This is a genomic window from Streptomyces sp. NPDC047853 (assembly GCF_043204535.1).
In the GTDB taxonomy this organism is placed as follows: domain Bacteria; phylum Actinomycetota; class Actinomycetes; order Streptomycetales; family Streptomycetaceae; genus Streptomyces.
In genome coordinates this window covers 323,965-342,252 of record NZ_JBIDCI010000003.1, presented here as the reverse complement: position 1 = coordinate 342,252, position 18,288 = coordinate 323,965, and the positions used below count along the sequence as shown (strand labels likewise).

The following is an 18,288-nucleotide window of genomic DNA, read 5'->3' as shown; positions in this document are numbered from 1 at the left end:
CCCGGCGCCGTACCCCTCACCTCTCAGGCACGTACCTCTGCGCCTCTCTCCCCGCTTCCCCCGGAACCCCTGAGTTCCCCGTAAGCCCTGAGACCTCTACAGCCCTTCCAACCCCTGGAGCCGTCATGCCCAGACACACCGCCACCCGGCGCCCCTTCCTCGCCAAGGCCGGAGCCCTCGCCCTCACCACGGCCCTGACCCTGGCCCTCGGTCCGCTGGCCCAGGCCGCCGAACCCGCACCGCCGTCCCCCCGCGACACCCCTGCCGCCGCCCTCCCGGAGATCGTCCGGGGCACCGGCCACGCCATCCACCCCGAGGGCTTCGCCTGGGACCCGACCCGCGACGCCTTCCTCATCGGTTCGCTGCGCTACGGGACCATCTCGGTCGTGGGCGCCGACGGCACCCCGCGCACCCTGGTCGACGACCCCAGCCTGGTCGCGACCGGCGGCATCCGCGTCGACCCGGCCCGCAACCGGCTCCTGGCGACGTACGGCGACGTCTACGCCGGACCCGACGCCCTGCTCAGCGTGGGATCGACCCCCGAGACCCGGGGCCGCTACGCGGGCCTCGCCATCTTCGACCTGACCACCGGGGCCCTGGAGAAGCGCGTCGACCTCGGCCGTGCGGCGGGCCTGCACCTCGCCAACGACCTCGTCCTGGACCCCGCGGGCAACGCCTACGTCACCGACTCCTTCACCGGCGAGATCTTCAAGGTCACCCCGTCCGGCACCGCGTCGACCTTCGCCGACGACCCGAGGCTCGACGCGGGCCAGGACTCCTCCGGCCTGCCCAACGTAGGCGTCAACGGCATCGTCTACGACCCCGCCGGCTTCCTCATCACCGTGCGCTACGACACCGGTCAGCTCTTCCGCATCCCGCTGCGCCACCCCGGCCGCGTGACCGAGGTCCGGATGGACCGCCGCATCCCCGGCACCGACGGCATGGCACTCGGCAAGGACGGCACGCTGTACGCGGCGACGAACACGATTCGCTCGACCGGCGTCGACGCCCTGTTCAAGCTCCGCTCGGACGACGGCTGGCGGAGCGCCCGCGTCGTGAGCGAACAGGCGTCCCCCGAGGCCGCCCCCACCACGATGGCCCTCACGCCGTCCGGCGACTACGTCCTCAGCAGCAACGTCGACGTCCTCTTCCAGAGCGGCGGCACGCAGACCCGCGACGGTTTCGTGCTGCGCCGCTACTGACATCGCCACCGCTACCGACATCGGAGGGGGAAGAGCCATGGCGCTCGACCAGGCGTTCGCGGGGCGGACGTATCCGCCCACCGCGCCGTACGAAGTGAGCCGGGAGAAGATCCGCGAGTTCGCGGAGGCGGTGGGGGAGACGAACCCGGCGTACACGGACACGAAGGCCGCGAAGGCCCTCGGCCACACGGACGTGATCGCGCCGCCGACCTTCGCCTTCTCGATCACGTACAGGGCGGCAGGGCAGGTCATCGAGGACCCTCAACTGGGCCTGGACTACAGCCGGGTGGTGCACGGCGACCAGAAGTTCGCCTACGTCCGTCCGGTGCGGGCCGGTGACCGGCTGACGGTGACCTCGACCATCGAGGCGGTCAAGTCGATGGCGGGCAACGACATCCTGGACATCCGTGGTGAGGTGCACGACGAGGCCGGCGAGCACGTCGTGACCGCCTGGACCAAGCTCGTGGCCCGCGCGGCCGAGGAGGCGTGAGCATCCCATGACGGCGAAGGTCGCGTACAGCGACGTCGAGGTCGGTACCGAACTGCCCGCGCGGAGCTTCCCGGTGGACCGCGCCACGCTGGTGCGGTACGCGGGTGCCTCCGGCGACTTCAACCCGATCCACTGGAACGAGCGGTTCGCCAGGGAGGTCGGTCTGCCGGACGTCATCGCGCACGGCATGTTCACGATGGCCCAGGCGATCCGTGTGGTCACCGACTGGACCGGTGATCCGGGGGCGGTCGTCGAGTACGGCGTCCGCTTCACCCGGCCCGTCGTGGTCCCCGACGACGGCCAGGGCGCCGTGATCGAGGTCAGCGGCAAGGTCGCGGCCAAGCTCGACGACCACACCGTCCGCGTCGACCTCACCGCCACCAGCGCCGGCCAGAAGGTCCTCGGCATGTCCCGAGCCGTCGTACGCCTGGCCTGACCACCCCCTCCCACGACCTCCTCCCACCGCCCTCCTCCACAGGAGAACGATGCTCCAGCACCGCCTGTCCACCCTCACCGTCCCGGCCCTCGGGCTCGGCTGCATGGGCATGAGCGATCTCTACGGTCCCGGCGACGACGCCGAGTCGATCGCCACCGTCCACCACGCCCTGGACCAGGGCGTCACGCTGCTCGACACCGCCGACATGTACGGGCCGTTCACCAACGAGCGGCTCATCGGCCGGGCGATCGCGGACCGCCGGGACGAGGTCGTCCTGGCGACCAAGTTCGGCGTCGAGCGCCTGCCGGACGGCACCATGAAGGGCATCAACGGCCGCCCCGACTACGTACGATCCGCCTGCGACGCCTCCCTCCAGCGCCTCGGCGTCGACCACATCGACCTGTACTACCAGCACCGCATCGACCCGCAGGTCCCCGTCGAGGAGACCTGGGGGGCGCTCTCGGAGCTGGTCGCGGCGGGCAAGGTGCGGCACCTGGGCATCTCGGAAGCCGCCCCGACGACCGTTCGGCGGGCCCACGCGGTCCATCCGATCACCGCCGGCCAGTACGAGTACTCCCTGTTCAGCCGGGGCATCGAGGCGGAGCACCTGCCCGTCCTGCGCGAGCTGGGCATCGGTCTGGTCGCCTACTCCCCCATGGGACGCGGCCTGCTCACCGGCACCGTGACGAGCCCAGGCCAGTTCCCCGAGGGGGACGTCCGCCGACTGGCGCCGCGCTTCCAGCAGGCCAGCCTCGTCACCAACCTCACCCTCGTCGAGCGGCTGCGCACCCTCGCCGCCACCGTCGAGGCCACCCCCGCCCAGCTCGCCCTCGCCTGGCTGCTGCACCAGGGAACCGACATCGTGCCGATCCCCGGTACCAGGCGACGCGGCCACCTCGACGAGAACCTGCGGGCCGCCGCCCTGCCCCTCCCCGACGACCTCGTCCGCACCGTGGCGCAGGCGGTGGCCGCCGACGCCGTGGTCGGCGAGCGCTACGACCCGGCCCGCATGGCCACGCTGAACCTGTGAGACCCACGCCCCGCCCCGCCCCTCACACCCCCCGACCCGAAGGAACCACCCCATGACCATCACCGTCCTCGGCGCGAACGGGTCCACCGGGCGCCTCATCGTCGAGCGCCTCACCTCCCTGGGCCACCCGGTGCGCGGCGCCGTCCGCAAGCCGGGCAGGTCCGCGAAGTCGGCCCCCGGCACGGTGGAGTACGTGGCACTCGACCTGGCGACCCCGGCACGTGACCATTTCGCGGAGGTCTTCGCGGGGACCGACGTCGTCATCAACGCCGCCGCCACCCGCAGCATGACCAAGAAGCAGGCCGACCTGATCGACCGGCAGGGCATCGTCGCGGCCATCGACGCCGCGTCCGCCGCGGGCGTGAAGCGCTGGATCCAGGTGTCCATGATGGGCTCCGGCGACCCGTCGCGACTGCCGGGCTACCTGCGGGCCACCGGCCATGCCAAGCACACGGCCGACGTCCACCTCACGAACTCCGGCATGACCTGGACGGTCATCCGCCCGCCGTGGCTCACCGACGGCACCGCCACCCACCTGATCACCGTCGGCGATCAGGTCCCGGAGGGCTCCCTGAGCCGCGCCGACCTGGCCGCGGTCGCCGTCGCCTGCCTGGACACGGCCGCGACGCACGACCGGCTCTTCGAGGTCACCGGAGGAGGCCGCCCGATCCCCGACGCCCTGACCTCGCTGACCTGACCCGTTCACCTCTCCCCCACACCCCCATGACGCAGCACCCGCCCGTGCCTCGATCCGGTACCCTGTGGACCGAGCGCCCAGGCGGGCCCTGCGACACCTGCCGCAGCCGCCGGCCCCGGACGCTCAGGGCTTGACAGACTTCCCGCCAAGCCCCGCCTTCGTAGCTCAGGGGATAGAGCACCGCTCTCCTAAAGCGGGTGTCGCAGGTTCGAATCCTGCCGGGGGCACAGAGAAACACCTGGTCAGAGGCCCTTCCGTCCACCGGACGGAAGGGCCTTCGTACTCGCGGCACACATATGGCACACACGCGGCTGCGGGCAGAGGTGGGGAGCTGTGCGAGATGCCCTCAGAGGACGAGCTGGCCCGACGCCGGTACGAGAAGCTGGTCGACCGGCTGGAGACGTTGATGCGCGCCGGCCTGAACCCCATGTACGAGGGCTACTACGGCCAGCTGGTTCTCGGCCGCGAGGACCTTACCGAGATGGGTGAACTCAAAGACCTTCGACGAGCCGCTCGGGAGGCCGGAGGACGTCTCGGCTGGAAGGTGGCCACTCGACTCGTCGACGGCAGGCTCTTCGTGCTTGACCAACGGGAGGTACCCGAGGAGATCGAGCGGCTGGCCGGCGATGCGACCGCAGAGGCCGTCGACCGCGCACGGGAAAGGGCTTCCCGGCCGCGGCTGACCTGACTCGAAGACAGTCCGGAGTGCGCCGCGCCACCGCGCGGAGCGACGAACGACGCCCTTGACCGCGGTTTCCAGCACGGATCAGACACACGTCACGCGGAGCCCTCCTCCAGAACGGCCACCGCTACTGCGGCCTCTCGGGCCTTCCGCTCCGCCTTCTCCAGCTTGGCCTTCGCCTTGGCCAACTGCTTGGAGCGCCGCTTGTGCATCTTCTTCGACACCTCGTCCAGGCGGTCCGGGAAGAGGTGTCCGTACGTGTCCAGGGTCAGAGTCGCCGACTTGTGACCCAGCATCGTCTGAACGACGTTGACGTCCGCGCCACTGGCGATGGCCAGCGAGGCTGCCGTGTGTCGCAGCTTGTGCGGGGTGACCCTGAGATGCCCCAGCCCCGCCCGAATGACCGCCGGCGCGAAGAACCGCTGACGGAAGTTGCGTGCTCGTAGGGGGCCGCCCTGGGGGGCCGTGAAGAGCAACTCCTCATCGTCCCGTTTCTCGACGTGGGGCTTCAGCTCCTCGGCAAGGAAGCGCGGGATCGGCACGGACCGGCGCTCGTGGTTCTTGGGGGTGTCGAGGTAGAGCTTGCCGTTGTCCTCGACGTACGCCTCGACGATGTGGGCCCTGCAGGCAGCCAGGTCCACACGGCCCACCTTCAACGCCGACGCTTCGCCCCACCGCAGACCGGTATAGGCCAAGAGCTGGATGAACACCCGGTAGGCACCTGCCGCGTTCGCCAGTGCCTCGACCTGCATGTCGTCGAGGTACACGTGGTCGGTCGGAGCCGGCTTCGGCAGGGGTACCCCGAGGGCGGGATTCACGGCCAGGCGTCGGGCCTTGACCGCGTAACCGAGGACACGGCTCAGCACCACATACGCCTTGCTGACCGATCGCGGGCTGAGCTTCCGGCCTCCCGTCGCCTGGCCGGAGAGCAGGTCCGCCAGCCACTCGGCGATGTCCTCGAAATGGATACGGTCGAGGGAGGTGGTGCCCCACCTGGGGACCACGTGGACGTCCAGCACGCCCCGGTACCGGTTGCGCGTGGAACGCTTCAGGTGAATCTGGGCGGCGAGCCATGAGTCCGCGACCTCAGCGAACTTGGCGCGCGCGGCAGCCGGGTCGCGGTAGGAGCCGTCGTTGAGACGCGACTCCACCTTCAATCGCTCGGCGTCGGCATCGACCTTGCGGGCCAAGGTCTTCATCTTCGGCTTGCCGTCCGGGCCGTACCAGCGAACCCGGTAGCGCCCAGGTGGGGTGCGCCCCACTCGCTTGGCTTCGGTCACCGCACGCGCGTAAGCCGCGTGACCGATGCGGTCCTCGATCCAGACGCGGGCCAACTAGCGTCCCTCCCGATCGGTACCGGGTGAAGAGGCGAACGGAAGAAGCAGGGCCGTCGGAGGAACCCCGAGCACGGCAGCGATCACCACGAGGTCGTCGACGTCACAACGGCGGCGGGCGCGCTCCGTACGGCTGAGAGCGGTGTTGGTCATCGGGCGCCCCAGAGCCGCACAGCCAGCCGCGAGTTGCTGCTGAGTGAGGCCGCGGTTGAGGCGCACGTGCTCTATCGCCTGGGCGGTATGGAGACCGGCAGGGCCGATTTCTATGGGTCGAGTTGCCATAACACGTAGCTGTAACGTGCGGCCGACCTTTTTGGCAATAGTTGGTTCTTAAACCCTACAGAAGTCGCGCACCGCCGAATCAACGACCGCCCCGACTAATGCCTCACACGCGACACCCAGAGGGCTCCGCTGCAGATTACGCTCACCGGAAAGCGAGCGCAGTGTAGCTGACTGCATCCATCGACGATGGACCATCACCTGGGCTTACGAACAGCCTGTCACCCTGGCGCCGATTTTTTGGTCAACCGCCAATTCGCCCTTACGGTATTGCCTCCCGTGCTCACCAACGGGAACTTCTGGAGTCTTCTAGAACCAACTCTGGACTTCTCCGCCCAGGGTGTGGCTGTGTTGTCCACGCAGTTGTCCGAAACCGAAAGGGAGCCCTATGCCGAGCCTTTCCCCCCGCCCTGCCCACACCTCTGCCGACCCCAACCGACGCGGCCCCCTGGCCGCCCCGGCGGAAGTTGCCGAGTACCTCGGGGTGCCGGTGAAGACGCTCTACCAGTGGAAGTACCGGGGCATCGGCCCGAACGTGCACAAGGTCGGCCGCCACCTGCGCTACCGCTGGGCCGAGGTGGACGCCTGGCTCAACGCCCAGGCCGCGTACGACCTCGCCGTCTGAGACCGCCCCACAGGGAAAGCGAAGCGGCTCCCGGCGAGCCACCGCCGGGAGCCGCGCGGTCCCTGCCCTCATCGCCCCTTGCCAGAAAACGATCTGTCTCGGTGAATCCGGACCTTGCCCGTCCGGCCCACCAGGGAGGAACGCCTGTGGATGAATCTACGACCTCTCCGACCCCCACCGCACCCGCCAGCCTTCTGCCTTGGCCACCCGTGGCCGTCCCCGGCCAGGGCGATGCGACCGAGCCCCCGTCCTCCGGGGGTAACCAGCCATACAGCGCCAACGAGGGCGCAGCACTGCTGGACGAGCTCCGGGCGGCGATCGCCCGATACGTGATCCTGCCCAACGGTGACGCGCTGACCGCCGTCACGCTGTGGGTGGCGGCCACGCACATCCAGCCCGCACTGCAGCACGCACCGCGCCTGGCGGTGGTCGGGCCCGCGAAGCGGTGCGGGAAATCCCGACTGCTGGATGTGATCACGGAGACGGCGCACGACCCGCTGATCACGGTGAACACCAGCCCGGCTGTCGTCTTTCGCGCCATCGGTGAGGACCCGCCCCCTCTGCTGGTGGACGAGGCCGACACCATCTTTGGCAGCATCAAGGCCGCCGAGAAGAACGAGGAACTGCGCGGCCTGCTCAACGCCGGCCACCAGCGCAACCGGCCCGCCCTGCGGATCTCCGGCCCCGAGCACAAGACGCGGAAGTTCCCCACCTTCGCCATGGCCGCGCTTGCCGGCATCGGCGCCCTGCCGGACACGGTCATGGACCGGGCGGTGGTGATCCGCATGCAGCGCCGCAAGGACGGCGAGCGCGTCGAACAGTTCCGCTCCCGCCGCGACATCCCAGCCTTGCACGCTGTGCGGGACCGCTTGGAGGCGTGGCTCCGTCCGCTCCTGGACAGCGCCGAGGGCCTGGTACCGCGGATGCCGGTGCAGGACCGCGCGGCGGACACCTGGGAACCGCTCGTGATCGTTGCGGAGCTGGCCGGCGGTACCTGGCCCGAGGACGCGCGCGCGGCGTGCGCGGCCATGTGCGCCGCCGAGGCGGACAAGGACGACGAGTCCAATCTCAAGACCCGCCTGCTGCAGGACATCCGGCGCGCCTTCGCCCGCTGCGGCGACCCGGACATCATGCGTACCCGGGACCTGCTGGAGGAGCTTCTCAAGGACCAGGAGGCTCCGTGGGCCGAGTACGGCACCACCGGTCTCAGCCCACGCCATCTTGGGCTCCTCTTGAAGGACTTCGACATCAAGGCCGCCACCCTCCGTTTCGAGGGTGGCAGGCAGGCCAAGGGCTTCGCACGCCTCCGCTTCACCGACGCCTGGGCGCGGTACTGCCCAGAGGAGTCCGCCTCCAAGAGCGGTGACGAGAGCACGCCGATGGAGCCGGGCCCGCACCCGTAAAGACTCGTCGCACCCGTCGCATCGCAGGTCAACCCCGTGACGGGTGTCGTCGCTGCGACGAGTCGTCTCGTACCTCGACGGTCACCCGTACCTGCTCTGACCAGCCGTGCGACGGGTGCGACGGGTCCGCCACCTCGCTGCCCACCAGCCCTCCCCGCTTGGAGAACCCGCTTGCCCGTACGCACCACCGCGACCCCAGTACCGACCATGACCGCCGCGATCCGCCTGGGAGTCGCTCTGGTCGGCACGATCGGCTTCGCCCTCTCGTACGACGCCCTGCGGCAGATGGCAGTGGCCATCCACATCCGCGGAATGCTGACGTACGCCTTCCCCCTCGTGATCGACGGGTTCATCGCCATCGGCGTTGCGGCCCTGCTCATCCTGCGCGCCGCCCCCTGGCGATCTCGCCTCTACGTCTGGGCCCTCGTCGGCATTGCCACCATCACGAGCATCTGGGCGAACGCCCTGCACGCCGTCCGTCTCAACCAGGAGGGCGACGCAGCCGGGCTCCACCTGGACGACGTCACCGTCGGCGCCCTGTCGGCCATCGCCCCGCTCGCGCTCGCCGGAGCCGTCCACCTGGATCTCGTCATACGCCGCCACCCCACCGGACGGCCCTCGACTGAACCGGTCAGTGATCAGCGCCACACTCACGTCGAGAACGTGCGGCGGCCCGCTCTGAACACCGACACGGCCGAGGCCTCGAAGAACGCGGCACAAGCACGGCCCGAAGTTGTGGCGGAGGACATCGCAGACGTGGCGGACCCCCCGGCCGAAGTGGCGGATGCGCGTCAGCCCCACAGCCCGATCAAGGGTCGGCAGCCCAGCGCTTCCACGGAAACGCTCCTGGCTCTCGGCCGCGCCGCGCCCCTGGGCCGCCAAGGACGTATCTCCCGCCGCCACGTCGAAGCGGCGATCCGGGCTCAGGGCTACCCCGTCGGCAAAGACCGCCTCGCCGAGATCACCCGCCGCCTGCAGGCCGAACTCGACCGTGCGCCCGAGCGCGTCTCCTAGCGCGCTGACCGGTCGGTACCTCCCGTCATCGCGCTGCTCAGCGAGTGGACAAAGGGCGGAGCCGACCACCCCAGGCACATCCCGTCCGCCGACTCCTAGTAAGGACTGCCCCGATGCGCGAAGCCCGACGTGAGCTGCCCGCCGGACAGCGGGAGATGACCACAAGCGTCACCCAGCCAGCAAGGTATGCCGTTGGACCGTCCAAGGGTCGGTCCAACGGGAGTTCCGCCCCGGGGGTGGCGGAGACCCTCGGGCGCCAGGGGGCACCCGAGGGGGAACACCGCGCCAACGCCGCCGCTGTCGCGCTGCCGCGCGCCGCCGAAGCCGCCGCCCTGCACCGCATTGCCCGTCGCCGCAAGCGCAAAGACACCCAGCGCAAGGAGCGCGTCGACGTGCGCTACAGCGTCGAAGAGAAGGCCGCCATCCTCACCAGAGCCCGGTCGCTCAACATCGCCGGCGCCCATTACGTCGGGGCCGTCGTCATGGCCCACATCCACGGCGATCTCGCCCTACCCGGCCAGCGCACTCCGCTGGACGACTACATCGACGAGCTGACCGCCCTGCGCGAGCAGATCGCCAAGATCGGCAACAACGCCAACCAAATCGCCCGGAAACTCAACTCCGGCGGCCATCCACACCCTGGGGATACCGCCGCCCTCGCCCAGACCGAACGCACCCTGGTCGCGGTCCGTACTGCCATCAGCGAGATCGCGGCAGCGGCGAACCAGGCCGTCACCAACAAGGCAGCCCGGTGATCGCCAAGATCAGCAGCGGTAAGGACACGGCCGGTCTGATCCGCTACCTGTTCGACACCAAGAAGGCCAAAGACCACATCGACCCCCACCTCGTCGCCTCCTGGGACGGCTTCGCTCCCGACCCCGGCCGCACCGACGACTTCACCGCCACAAAGAAGCTCCTGGTGGCCGACCTCGACCTGCGCGTCAAGCAAGCCCGCCGACTCGGCAGAGCACCCGAGCGCCACGTCTGGCACTGCTCTCTCCGCACCGCCACGACCGACCGCCACCTCAGCGACGAGGAGTGGGCCGACATAGCCCGCCGCGTCATGGCCGCCACCGGCATCGCGCCACAAGACGACCCGGACGGCTGCCGCTGGGTCGCCGTCCGTCACGCCCCCGACCACATCCACATCGCCGCCACCAAGGTCCGCGGCGACCTGGGCACCGCTCGCCACTGGAACGACTACCTCACCGCCGACCGCGAACTCGTCGAGATCGAGAAGGAATACGGTCTCCACCGGGTCGTGCGCGGCGACCGTACCGCCGCCAAGCGGCCCACTCGGGCGGAGCAGGAGAAGGCCCGCCGCCAAGGACGGCAGAAGACCTCCCGCGAGCGCTTGCGCACCACTGTCCGCCAACTGGTGTCCATCGCCACCAGCCCCGAGGAGTTCCTCAGCCTTCTCGACGGTGTCGAGGGTGTGGTCGTCGACATCCAGCACTTTCCCTCTGGGGACATACGCGGTTACAAGGTCGCCGTCGAAGGCGACACCAACGCCGCCGGCGAGCCCGTCTGGTTCTCCGGCTCCCAACTCGCCCCTGACCTGTCCTTTCCCAAGGTCGCGGAACGCCTCACCGGAATCGCAGCCCCATCGGCCATCGAATCGAGCGGTCCGTGCAGGGCGGACTCCTGGCACCAGGCCACCGCTGCGGCCGAACACATCCCCCGTCAACTCGACGGTGGCGACGACGCCGTAGCCCAGGCACACATCACGGCCTTCGGTGAGGCTCTCGACGTCCTTCCACTGCTCGCCCCCGGCCACCTGCGGATTCAGCTCCTGGAGGCTGCAAGCGCGTTCGAACGCGCCTCTCGCTCCCGTGTCCGGGCCAAGCAGGACCAGGCTCGCGTCCTGCGCGGTGCCGTACGAGCCCTGCGAGCAGCACCGGTCACCGGAGACGTAACGGGACTGGCGATGTTCCTCGACGTGGCCGTCCTGGTCGTCATCGCCACCGCCCGCTGGCACCGGGCTCGTCGGCACGACCAACAGGCTGCCGCCGCTCACCAGGCCCTGGCCCATCTTCAGGCGGCCTTTCAGCAGGCGGCAACTCAACCGTTGACTACCTTGATCCGGAACCAGCCATCTGCCCACACCGCGGAAAGCTACGCACAGCACGTACGGGCCGTCCTGCCGGACCACGCCGAGCAGGTTCTCAACGACGTCGCATGGCCGGTGCTGGCAGCCGCTCTCGCCCGCGCCGAGACAACTGGCCATGCCTCCCGGGCGCTCATCCAGCGGGCTGCCGCCCAGCGAGCGCTGGATGATGCCCGCTCCCCTGCCAGGACGCTCGCCTGGCGTATCCAGCGTCTGGCCCCGGGGCAAGCGTCCAGCGACCGAGCACAGACCGCCCAAGCTCCCGCACCCGTACGATCGGGACCGGCTCCCTCCTCGCGACACCGTCGTGCGGCGACAGACTTCCGGCACCGCTAACGTTCGTCGGAACCTCCTCGGTTCTCCAGATACCTGAAGTTGCCCCATCCCGGTGACTCGAACAGCTACAAGGCAGCACGGCGAACAAGCACGACCAGACTCAGGCACGGTTGCGTGCGAAACAGCACCCATAGGTAGTACCTATGCGGGGCATCGATTTTTGGTCGTGGACCCCCTGCCATGTGTCCCGGTTCACTGTGGCGCAGAGCTGGCGCGCGCCGATCGGGCTCGGTGTCGCGCAATGAGGGAGGCTGCAATGACGCATACCCCAGAAACCACCCCGGACAGGGGTCCAGCCGCAGCGAAGCCGTGGTACCGACAGTTGTATGTCCAGGTGCTTGTGGCGATCGTGATCGGCATCGTACTGGGCTGGCGGTGGCCGGATCTCGCCACTGCCATGGAGCCGATCGGCACCACCTTCATCACCGCGATGAAGATGTTGATCGGCCCGATCGTCTTTCTCACCATCATCGGTGGAATAGCCGGTGTCGCGGATCTGAAGAAAGTCGGCCTGACCGGCGTCAAGGCGCTGACCTACTTCCAGGTGGGTACGATCATCGCGATGCTGACCGGTCTGGTCGCCATCAACGTCTTCCGCCTCGGCGACGGTGTGCACGCCGACCCGTCGAAGTTGCAGACGACCGGCGACGCCGACCAATACATCACGAAAGGCGAGAACCAGCACTGGTGGGAGTTCCTCACCCACATCGTCCCTGACAGCTTCTTCGGCGCGTTCGTCGACGGTGACATCCTCCAGGTAATCTTCCTGGCCGTTGTCTTCGGCATCGCTCTGAAGGCGGTGGGCAAGAGCGGCGAGCCGATCATCGCCGGCGTGCAGCGACTGACCGAGGTCGTCTTCAAGGTCTTGTCGTACATCATGAAGGTCGCCCCGCTCGGCGCGTTCGGCGCCATGGCGTACGCGATCGGCAAGTTCGGCCTGTCCACGCTGACCAGCCTCGGCTCGCTGATCCTCCTGTTCTACGCCACCTCGATCCTGTTCGTCGTAGTGGGTCTCGGAAGCGTGCTCGCCGCCTTTGTGAAACTGAACATCTTCCAGCTGTTCCGCTACTTCAAGGAAGAGTTCTTCCTGGTCCTGGGCACGTCGACGGCCGAGCCCGCTCTGCCGGGCCTGATGCGCAAGCTGCAGTTCATGGGTGTCGACCGATCCACGGTGGGGCTGGTCGTGCCCACCGGCTACAGCTTCAACCTCGACGGTGCGGCGATCTATCTGTCGCTGGCCTCGCTCTACATCGCCCAGGCCACCGACACCCCGCTGTCCATCACCCAGCAGCTCGGACTGCTTGCTGTGATGCTGCTGACCTCCAAGGGGGCGGCGGGTGTCGCGGGCGGCGGCTTCATCGCACTCACGGCGACTCTGTCGACGGTCGGCCACATTCCGGCCGCCGGCATCATGCTGATCTTCGGCATCGACAAGTTCATGTCCGAGTGCCGGGCACTGGTGAACTTCTTCGGCAACGCCGTGGCCACCTTGTTCGTGGCGAAATGGGAGAACAACCTCGACCTCGTGCGAGCTCGCGCGGTCCTGGCAGGGAAAGTGGGAGAACCGCCCACTTCGGCCGAGGCTCCCGAGGACGCTGACGACAAGTCTTCCCCTCCGGCCGTGGTGTCCGCCGCTGCCAAAAGCACCGAGGTGACGTCCTGATGGTGTCCGTGCTGATCGCCCCTGACAAGTTCAAGGGGTCCCTGAGTGCCGACGAGGTCGCCCATGCGCTGGAACGCGGACTGCGCGAAGGCGCCCCGTACGCCCGGGTACGCCGGCTCGCACTGGCGGACGGCGGTGAGGGAAGCGTCGCCGCAGCCTGCTCCGGCCGATTTGTCGCCGAAGAGGTGGCGGTGACCGGGCCCACCGGCCGCCCGCTGCGAGCCGCAGTCGCGGTGCACGAACGCACCGTCCTGATCGAAGCAGCCACCGTCTGCGGCCTCGGCGTACTGCCAGGCGGGCTCAAGGCGCCTCTCACGGCCACCAGCCGGGGTATCGGCCAGGCCATCCAGTACGCCGTGGCAGCCGGTGCCGACACCATCGTCCTCGCCCTCGGCGGGGTGGCCACCACTGACGGCGGGGCGGGCATGCTCCAAGCGCTCGGCGCTGTCCTGTGCCAGAAGGACGGCACGCCGATCGGGCCGGGCGGCGGCGCACTCACCGCCTTGCGCACCGTCGATGTCGCCGAAGCCCGTGCGGCGCTGGCGGGCATCGACCTCGTTCTCGCCACCGATGTCGACAACCCGCTGCTCGGTCCGACGGGCTGTGCGCATGTCTATGGTCCTCAGAAGGGAGCGACGGCGGAGGACGCACGCCATCTGGACAACGCGCTCGCCGGCTTTGCACGGCGGCTGGAAGCCTCGGGCGTCGCGGAGGCGTTCGGACTGGCGCAGACTCCCGGTGCCGGCGCGGCCGGCGGTCTGGGCTTCGCCGGGATGCTACTGGGCGGACGGATGTGCTCCGGTGCCGACTATTTCCTCACCCTGCTCGGTGCCGATGAGCTGCTGGCCGACAGCTCCCTCGTCGTCACCGGCGAGGGCAGCCTCGATGAGCAGACTCTGTCCGGCAAGCTGCCGGTCGCGCTTGCGCGGCGGGCCCGTCGATATGGCACTGACGTCCATGCCGTAGCCGGCCGATGCACTCTGCCCGTCGAACAGACAATGAATCACTTCCGTTCCGTGCAGGCACTGACCGATCTGACCGATCAGGACTGCGCGAGTGACAGCGCTCTATCCGCACACCTCCTCAGCCGGTGCGGTCGGACACTCGCGGACCGGTGGATCAGCAACGGCGAGCCGTGAACCGGCAAGTAGGCTCCCCGTGTCCCACCGGCACATGAGCAGGGAGGCACCGTGGACGCCCGGCAGCTGGAGTACTTCCTCGCCATCGTGGAACACGGCGGCTTCAGCAAAGCCGCCGCGGCTCTTCACGTGGCCCAGCCCTCCCTGTCCCAGGCCATGGCCAATCTGGAGGCCGACCTGGGAGTCGCGCTCTTCCACCGCATGGGCCGCGGAGTCGTACTGAGCGAGGCCGGAGCGAACCTGCTGGAACCCAGCCGGCGTGTGCTGCGGGACATGGCAGCAGTCCGGGACACCGCCGCTTCACTCGTCGGACTTCACGGCGGCACGGTTCAGGTGGCCACGATGCCTTCACCCGGCATCGAACCCCTCACCACGCTCATCCACCGCTTCACCGAGCTGCACCCGTCCGTCACCGTGAACACGCATGCCGCCTTCACTCCGGACGAGGTCGTCGAGCTCGTCCGCAGCGGTGTCTGTGAATTGGGTTTGCTGGGCAGCGCGGCGCCCAGCAGACCTACCGGTCTGTGGGTCCTGCACATTGAGAACCAGCCGTACGTCGTGGTGGCCGCACCCGGCGGAACCATTCAGGACGGCGTCACCCTTCGTCCCGAGGAACTCGCCGGGCAGAAACTCATCGCCTCCCGCCCCGGCAGCTTGATGCGCAGCATCGTCGACGACATCACCACCGGCGGAACCGGAACCGAGATCGTGACCGTCGTCGACCACCGCACCTCGATCCTGCCCCTGGTCATTACCGGGATGGGCATCGCCGTCCTGCCGTCCTCCTGGACCCGGTTGGCCCGACGCTGCGGCGCGGTGGTCGCGCCCCTGGATCCCACCGCCCACCTGCACGTATCGATGGTCGGCCTGCCCGCACATCTCACCCCCGCCGCACGCGCCTTCCGTGGGCTCACCGAGTCCTTCGCGCAGGGCCGTGACACGGACACCTACCCCAACAGTCCTGACGCCTGACCCATCGGCTCTGCCTATACAAGGCATCGAAAGCAGGTCTTGGACGCCTCCCCGCACGACTGTGTTGACTCATGAGCAACCGCACCGAAGCGAGCCGCCGGAGGCACCCGTGACCGAGACCCGCACGTTCCGCATCGCAGCCATCCCCGCCGACGGAGTAGGCAAAGAGGTCGTCGCCGCCGGACGCGCCGTACTCGACGCCTTGGCCGCCGGTTCCCAGTCCTCCGCAGACCCCTTCGCTTTCGAGTGGAAAGATTTCCCCTGGGGCTGCGACTTCTATGAGCGCACCGGCAAGATGATCGACGACGACGGCCTGGAGCAGCTCAAGGACTTCGACGCCATCTACTTCGGCGCCGTCGGCTGGCCCACCGTCCCCGACCACATCAGTCTCTGGGGCCTGCGGCTGAAGATCTGCCAGAACTTCGACCAGTGGGCCAACATCCGCCCCGTGCACTTCCTGCCCGGCATCACCAGCCCGCTGCGCAAGGCCGACCACACCGAACTCGACTGGGTCGTCGTGCGCGAGAACAGCGAAGGCGAATACGCCGGCGTCGGCGGACGCAACCTCTCCGGCCGCGGACCCGGCGGCGAAGTCGCCATTCAGTCTGCCCTGTTCACCGAGGTCGGCTGCGAACGCATCATCCGCTTCGCCTTCGACCTCGCACGTACCCGCACCCGCCGCAAGGTTTCCTCCGTCACCAAAAGCAACGCCCAGCAGTACGGCATGGTTCTGTGGGACGACACCTTCAAGCGCGTCGCCCAGGACTACCCCGACGTGGAGACCGAGAGCGTGCTCGTGGACGCCATGTCCGCCAAGTTCGTCCTCCATCCCGAGGACCTCTCCGTCGTCGTCGCCTCCAACCTCAACGCCGACATCCTCTCCGACCTCGGCAGCGCGCTCGCCGGCAGCCTCGGCCTGGCCGCCAGCGCCAACCTCAACCCCGATCGCCGCTTCCCCAGCATGTTCGAGCCCGTGCACGGTTCCGCGCCGGACATCGCCGGACAGGGCCTGGCCAACCCCGTCGGAGCCGTCGGTAGCGCCGCCTTGATGCTGGAGCACTTCGGTCTCCCCGACCAGGCCGCCCGCCTCAACAAGGCCATCGAGACGACCACAGGCGCCGGCATCCTCACCCGCGACGTCGGCGGCACCGCCACCACCGAGGAAGTCGTCAAGGCCCTCATCGATGCGCTGAACAGCTAGATCCGCATTCCCCCGCACGTCCGCTTCACGCGTCTCGGCCGACTGCTCATGCCAACAGACCGCGGCAGCCGTCGTGCAGCGGGCACGAACTGTGCCGGGCTTCCAGCCCCAGGGAGCCCGGCACAGCCATGTGGAAACCGACGCGTGATCGCAGCGATCGATCGAGGGGAGGGACATGAAGCAGCACGGTTCTCCGAACAACATGCTCGACAAGGCGATCAGTATCCTCAACTGCTACCGCTGTGACGGAGATCCTTTTCGACTGACGGAACTGGCAGCACAGAGCGGGCTGCCCATGACAACGACGTTCCGTCTATGCCGCGAACTGACGCGGCTGGGCCTGCTGGAACGAGAGGCGAACCTGTACCGACTCGGTGCTGTGATATCCGAGTTGGGGTCGCTGGTAACAAAGCGGCACGACCTGCATGAGGGATCAGGCCGCCCGGCAGAGCACCAAGGAAGAGGCCCCTTGGGCGGGCCGGCATTAGCAGAGGTTTCACCGGCGGCCGAAGACCGCTAGGTGATCAACCACGAACGGGCCTCGGCGACTCTGTGGTTGCCGAGGGCTGCTCCGCCCTCACCGAACTGACCGACGAGCAATGCTGCGCTCCTGCCCCCATGCCCAGCCGGTCGCGAGTCCTCGGGCGCAGCCCGCGCCGGTCTGCCGTTCGTCGGCACCTGCTTGCGCAGTTCGGCAAGCATGGACTCGTCAGGAGGGGACACGGTGACCATGACCAGTCGGCACGATTCGTATGCTTCCGCCGCCACTGCGAAGCTCAGCACACGACCAGATATGCCGAGCGCCCTGTCACCATTCCCCGCATCTCGGGGAACCTCAATGTCTCATGAGACCCATCAAAATCTGGAGAAGGGCGGCTTCCCCAGAAAGTGCCGACGGAGGCGGAGGCGGCAGACCGAAAACGGCGGCAAGGGTCAGCGGTGAGCACTGCTACACGCTCCGCTGTGGGGTGAGTGACGCGTCCGCCGACCGTACCCCCGGGTTCTCGGCCAGTTCATGCACCCCCGCCGCGATCAGGCGCGCGACAGCGAGCGGCTTACACAGGACGGCTGCGGACTCCATCGGCACCGACCAGTACGAACGAGTGCCTTTCTCCGGGTAATCGGCCATGTCCAGCCGCGGGACGCCAAGATACGCGCCACGCCCCAGGCACTCCACTTCCTGTGCCTGCCAGTCCTCGACGGCCTGCCGGTACGTTCGCGGCACGCCGGCTGGGACCAGCGCGTAGTAGCGGGGGCCGCGTACATCGCAGATGACGGGGCCGTCGAGGACCTCGTCAAGGACTGCGTCGATGTCGGCCAGGTCCGTGCTCGCAGCAACGGCCTGGACGAGGCGGCCGGGGACCCTGACCGCGGAGAAGAGAGTGCCCAGTGGCAGCACGGCCACTCCGTGTTCCTGCCACTCCAGGCGGGCGCGACGCGGAGTCGGATGAGTGGACAGCATCCAGTGCTCGGCGGCCAGCCGCCGAACACTGCTGGTGTGCACGAGCACACCGGGCTCTGCCTCGACAGAGTGAAGGGCGGGCTGGGACTCATTGCTGCGCTCAAGGTCGCTCGGCATGACTGGGGCCTCCACAGTGGCGGTGATCCGTCTCACACAGGCGACGGTAGGAGGCGGTACAACAGACGGAAGCACGCAAAGTGCGTGCCTCGGCTCGGG

General features: G+C 68.6%; 19 protein-coding genes and 1 tRNA gene. 17 read left to right on the top strand and 3 right to left on the bottom strand.

Annotation, left to right across the window (positions count from 1 at the left end):
• The first annotated feature begins 125 nt into the window (after positions 1-125).
• The 7 genes from ACGF5T_RS08470 to ACGF5T_RS08440 all read left to right on the top strand — a co-directional run bounded on the left by ACGF5T_RS08470 (position 126) and on the right by ACGF5T_RS08440 (position 4,543).
• Positions 126-1,202, top strand: coding sequence for a hypothetical protein (locus ACGF5T_RS08470; protein ID WP_366769504.1), 1,077 nt, complete (start codon positions 126-128; stop codon positions 1,200-1,202).
• Positions 1,203-1,239: 37 nt separating this feature from the next.
• Positions 1,240-1,692: a MaoC family dehydratase N-terminal domain-containing protein gene (locus ACGF5T_RS08465; RefSeq protein ID WP_392887240.1), complete on the top strand. Its 453-nt coding sequence runs from the start codon at positions 1,240-1,242 to the stop codon at positions 1,690-1,692.
• Positions 1,693-1,699: 7 nt separating this feature from the next.
• Positions 1,700-2,128 carry a MaoC family dehydratase gene (locus tag ACGF5T_RS08460; protein ID WP_366766745.1) on the top strand — a complete coding sequence of 143 codons (429 nt, stop codon included), beginning with the start codon at positions 1,700-1,702 and terminating at the stop codon, positions 2,126-2,128.
• Positions 2,129-2,177: 49 nt separating this feature from the next.
• Positions 2,178-3,158: an aldo/keto reductase gene (locus ACGF5T_RS08455; RefSeq protein WP_356608184.1), complete on the top strand. Its 981-nt coding sequence runs from the start codon at positions 2,178-2,180 to the stop codon at positions 3,156-3,158.
• Between the two features lie 52 nt (positions 3,159-3,210).
• Positions 3,211-3,855, top strand: a complete 645-nt coding sequence (locus ACGF5T_RS08450; RefSeq protein ID WP_361019799.1) for an SDR family oxidoreductase — start codon at positions 3,211-3,213, stop codon at positions 3,853-3,855.
• 154 nt (positions 3,856-4,009) lie between these two features.
• Positions 4,010-4,082, top strand: a tRNA-Arg gene (locus tag ACGF5T_RS08445).
• A 113-nt stretch (positions 4,083-4,195) separates the two neighbouring features.
• The gene (locus ACGF5T_RS08440; protein ID WP_133889062.1) at positions 4,196-4,543 is read left to right on the top strand and encodes a hypothetical protein; all 348 of its coding nucleotides are present in this window, start codon (positions 4,196-4,198) and stop codon (positions 4,541-4,543) included.
• Between the two features lie 89 nt (positions 4,544-4,632).
• Here the strand turns inward: ACGF5T_RS08440 and ACGF5T_RS08435 are convergent, their stop codons facing one another.
• Entirely contained in the window at positions 4,633-5,817 is a 1,185-nt protein-coding gene (locus ACGF5T_RS08435) for a site-specific integrase (protein WP_366766644.1), read from the bottom strand.
• A gap of 54 nt (positions 5,818-5,871) precedes the next feature.
• The gene (locus ACGF5T_RS08430; protein ID WP_087808844.1) at positions 5,872-6,153 is read right to left on the bottom strand and encodes a helix-turn-helix domain-containing protein; all 282 of its coding nucleotides are present in this window, start codon (positions 6,151-6,153) and stop codon (positions 5,872-5,874) included.
• Positions 6,154-6,538: 385 nt separating this feature from the next.
• On the opposite strand from ACGF5T_RS08430, the gene ACGF5T_RS08425 reads away from it, so the two are divergent.
• The 10 genes from ACGF5T_RS08425 (at position 6,539) to ACGF5T_RS08380 (ending at position 17,130) form a co-directional block, all read left to right on the top strand.
• Positions 6,539-6,775 carry a helix-turn-helix domain-containing protein gene (locus ACGF5T_RS08425; protein ID WP_366766645.1) on the top strand — a complete coding sequence of 79 codons (237 nt, stop codon included), beginning with the start codon at positions 6,539-6,541 and terminating at the stop codon, positions 6,773-6,775.
• 146 nt (positions 6,776-6,921) lie between these two features.
• Complete coding sequence (locus tag ACGF5T_RS08420) at positions 6,922-8,178, top strand: DUF3631 domain-containing protein (protein WP_366766646.1); 1,257 nt, start codon at positions 6,922-6,924, stop codon at positions 8,176-8,178.
• A 207-nt stretch (positions 8,179-8,385) separates the two neighbouring features.
• Positions 8,386-9,192: a DUF2637 domain-containing protein gene (locus ACGF5T_RS08415; protein ID WP_366766647.1), complete on the top strand. Its 807-nt coding sequence runs from the start codon at positions 8,386-8,388 to the stop codon at positions 9,190-9,192.
• A gap of 236 nt (positions 9,193-9,428) precedes the next feature.
• Positions 9,429-9,947 (top strand): plasmid mobilization relaxosome protein MobC, encoded by a 519-nt coding sequence (gene mobC / locus ACGF5T_RS08410; protein WP_366766648.1) that lies wholly within the window; start codon positions 9,429-9,431, stop codon positions 9,945-9,947.
• Positions 9,944-11,635 carry a relaxase/mobilization nuclease domain-containing protein gene (locus ACGF5T_RS08405; RefSeq protein ID WP_366766649.1) on the top strand — a complete coding sequence of 564 codons (1,692 nt, stop codon included), beginning with the start codon at positions 9,944-9,946 and terminating at the stop codon, positions 11,633-11,635. Before mobC ends, ACGF5T_RS08405 begins: the two co-directional genes overlap by 4 nt.
• Before the next feature lie 340 nt (positions 11,636-11,975).
• Positions 11,976-13,298, top strand: a complete 1,323-nt coding sequence (gene dctA, locus ACGF5T_RS08400; protein WP_366766650.1) for a C4-dicarboxylate transporter DctA — start codon at positions 11,976-11,978, stop codon at positions 13,296-13,298.
• The gene (locus ACGF5T_RS08395) at positions 13,298-14,437 is read left to right on the top strand and encodes a glycerate kinase (protein WP_366766651.1); all 1,140 of its coding nucleotides are present in this window, start codon (positions 13,298-13,300) and stop codon (positions 14,435-14,437) included. Before dctA ends, ACGF5T_RS08395 begins: the two co-directional genes overlap by 1 nt.
• A 51-nt stretch (positions 14,438-14,488) precedes the next feature.
• The gene (locus tag ACGF5T_RS08390; RefSeq protein ID WP_366766652.1) at positions 14,489-15,409 is read left to right on the top strand and encodes a LysR family transcriptional regulator; all 921 of its coding nucleotides are present in this window, start codon (positions 14,489-14,491) and stop codon (positions 15,407-15,409) included.
• Positions 15,410-15,518: 109 nt separating this feature from the next.
• Positions 15,519-16,610, top strand: a complete 1,092-nt coding sequence (locus tag ACGF5T_RS08385) for a tartrate dehydrogenase (RefSeq protein ID WP_366766653.1) — start codon at positions 15,519-15,521, stop codon at positions 16,608-16,610.
• 175 nt (positions 16,611-16,785) lie between these two features.
• Complete coding sequence (locus ACGF5T_RS08380; RefSeq protein WP_366766654.1) at positions 16,786-17,130, top strand: helix-turn-helix domain-containing protein; 345 nt, start codon at positions 16,786-16,788, stop codon at positions 17,128-17,130.
• 429 nt (positions 17,131-17,559) lie between these two features.
• On the opposite strand, the gene ACGF5T_RS08375 is transcribed toward ACGF5T_RS08380, so the two are convergent.
• On the bottom strand, positions 17,560-18,225 hold the full coding sequence (locus ACGF5T_RS08375; protein WP_392887229.1) for a hypothetical protein: 666 nt from the start codon (positions 18,223-18,225) through the stop codon (positions 17,560-17,562).
• Positions 18,226-18,288: the final 63 nt, after the last annotated feature.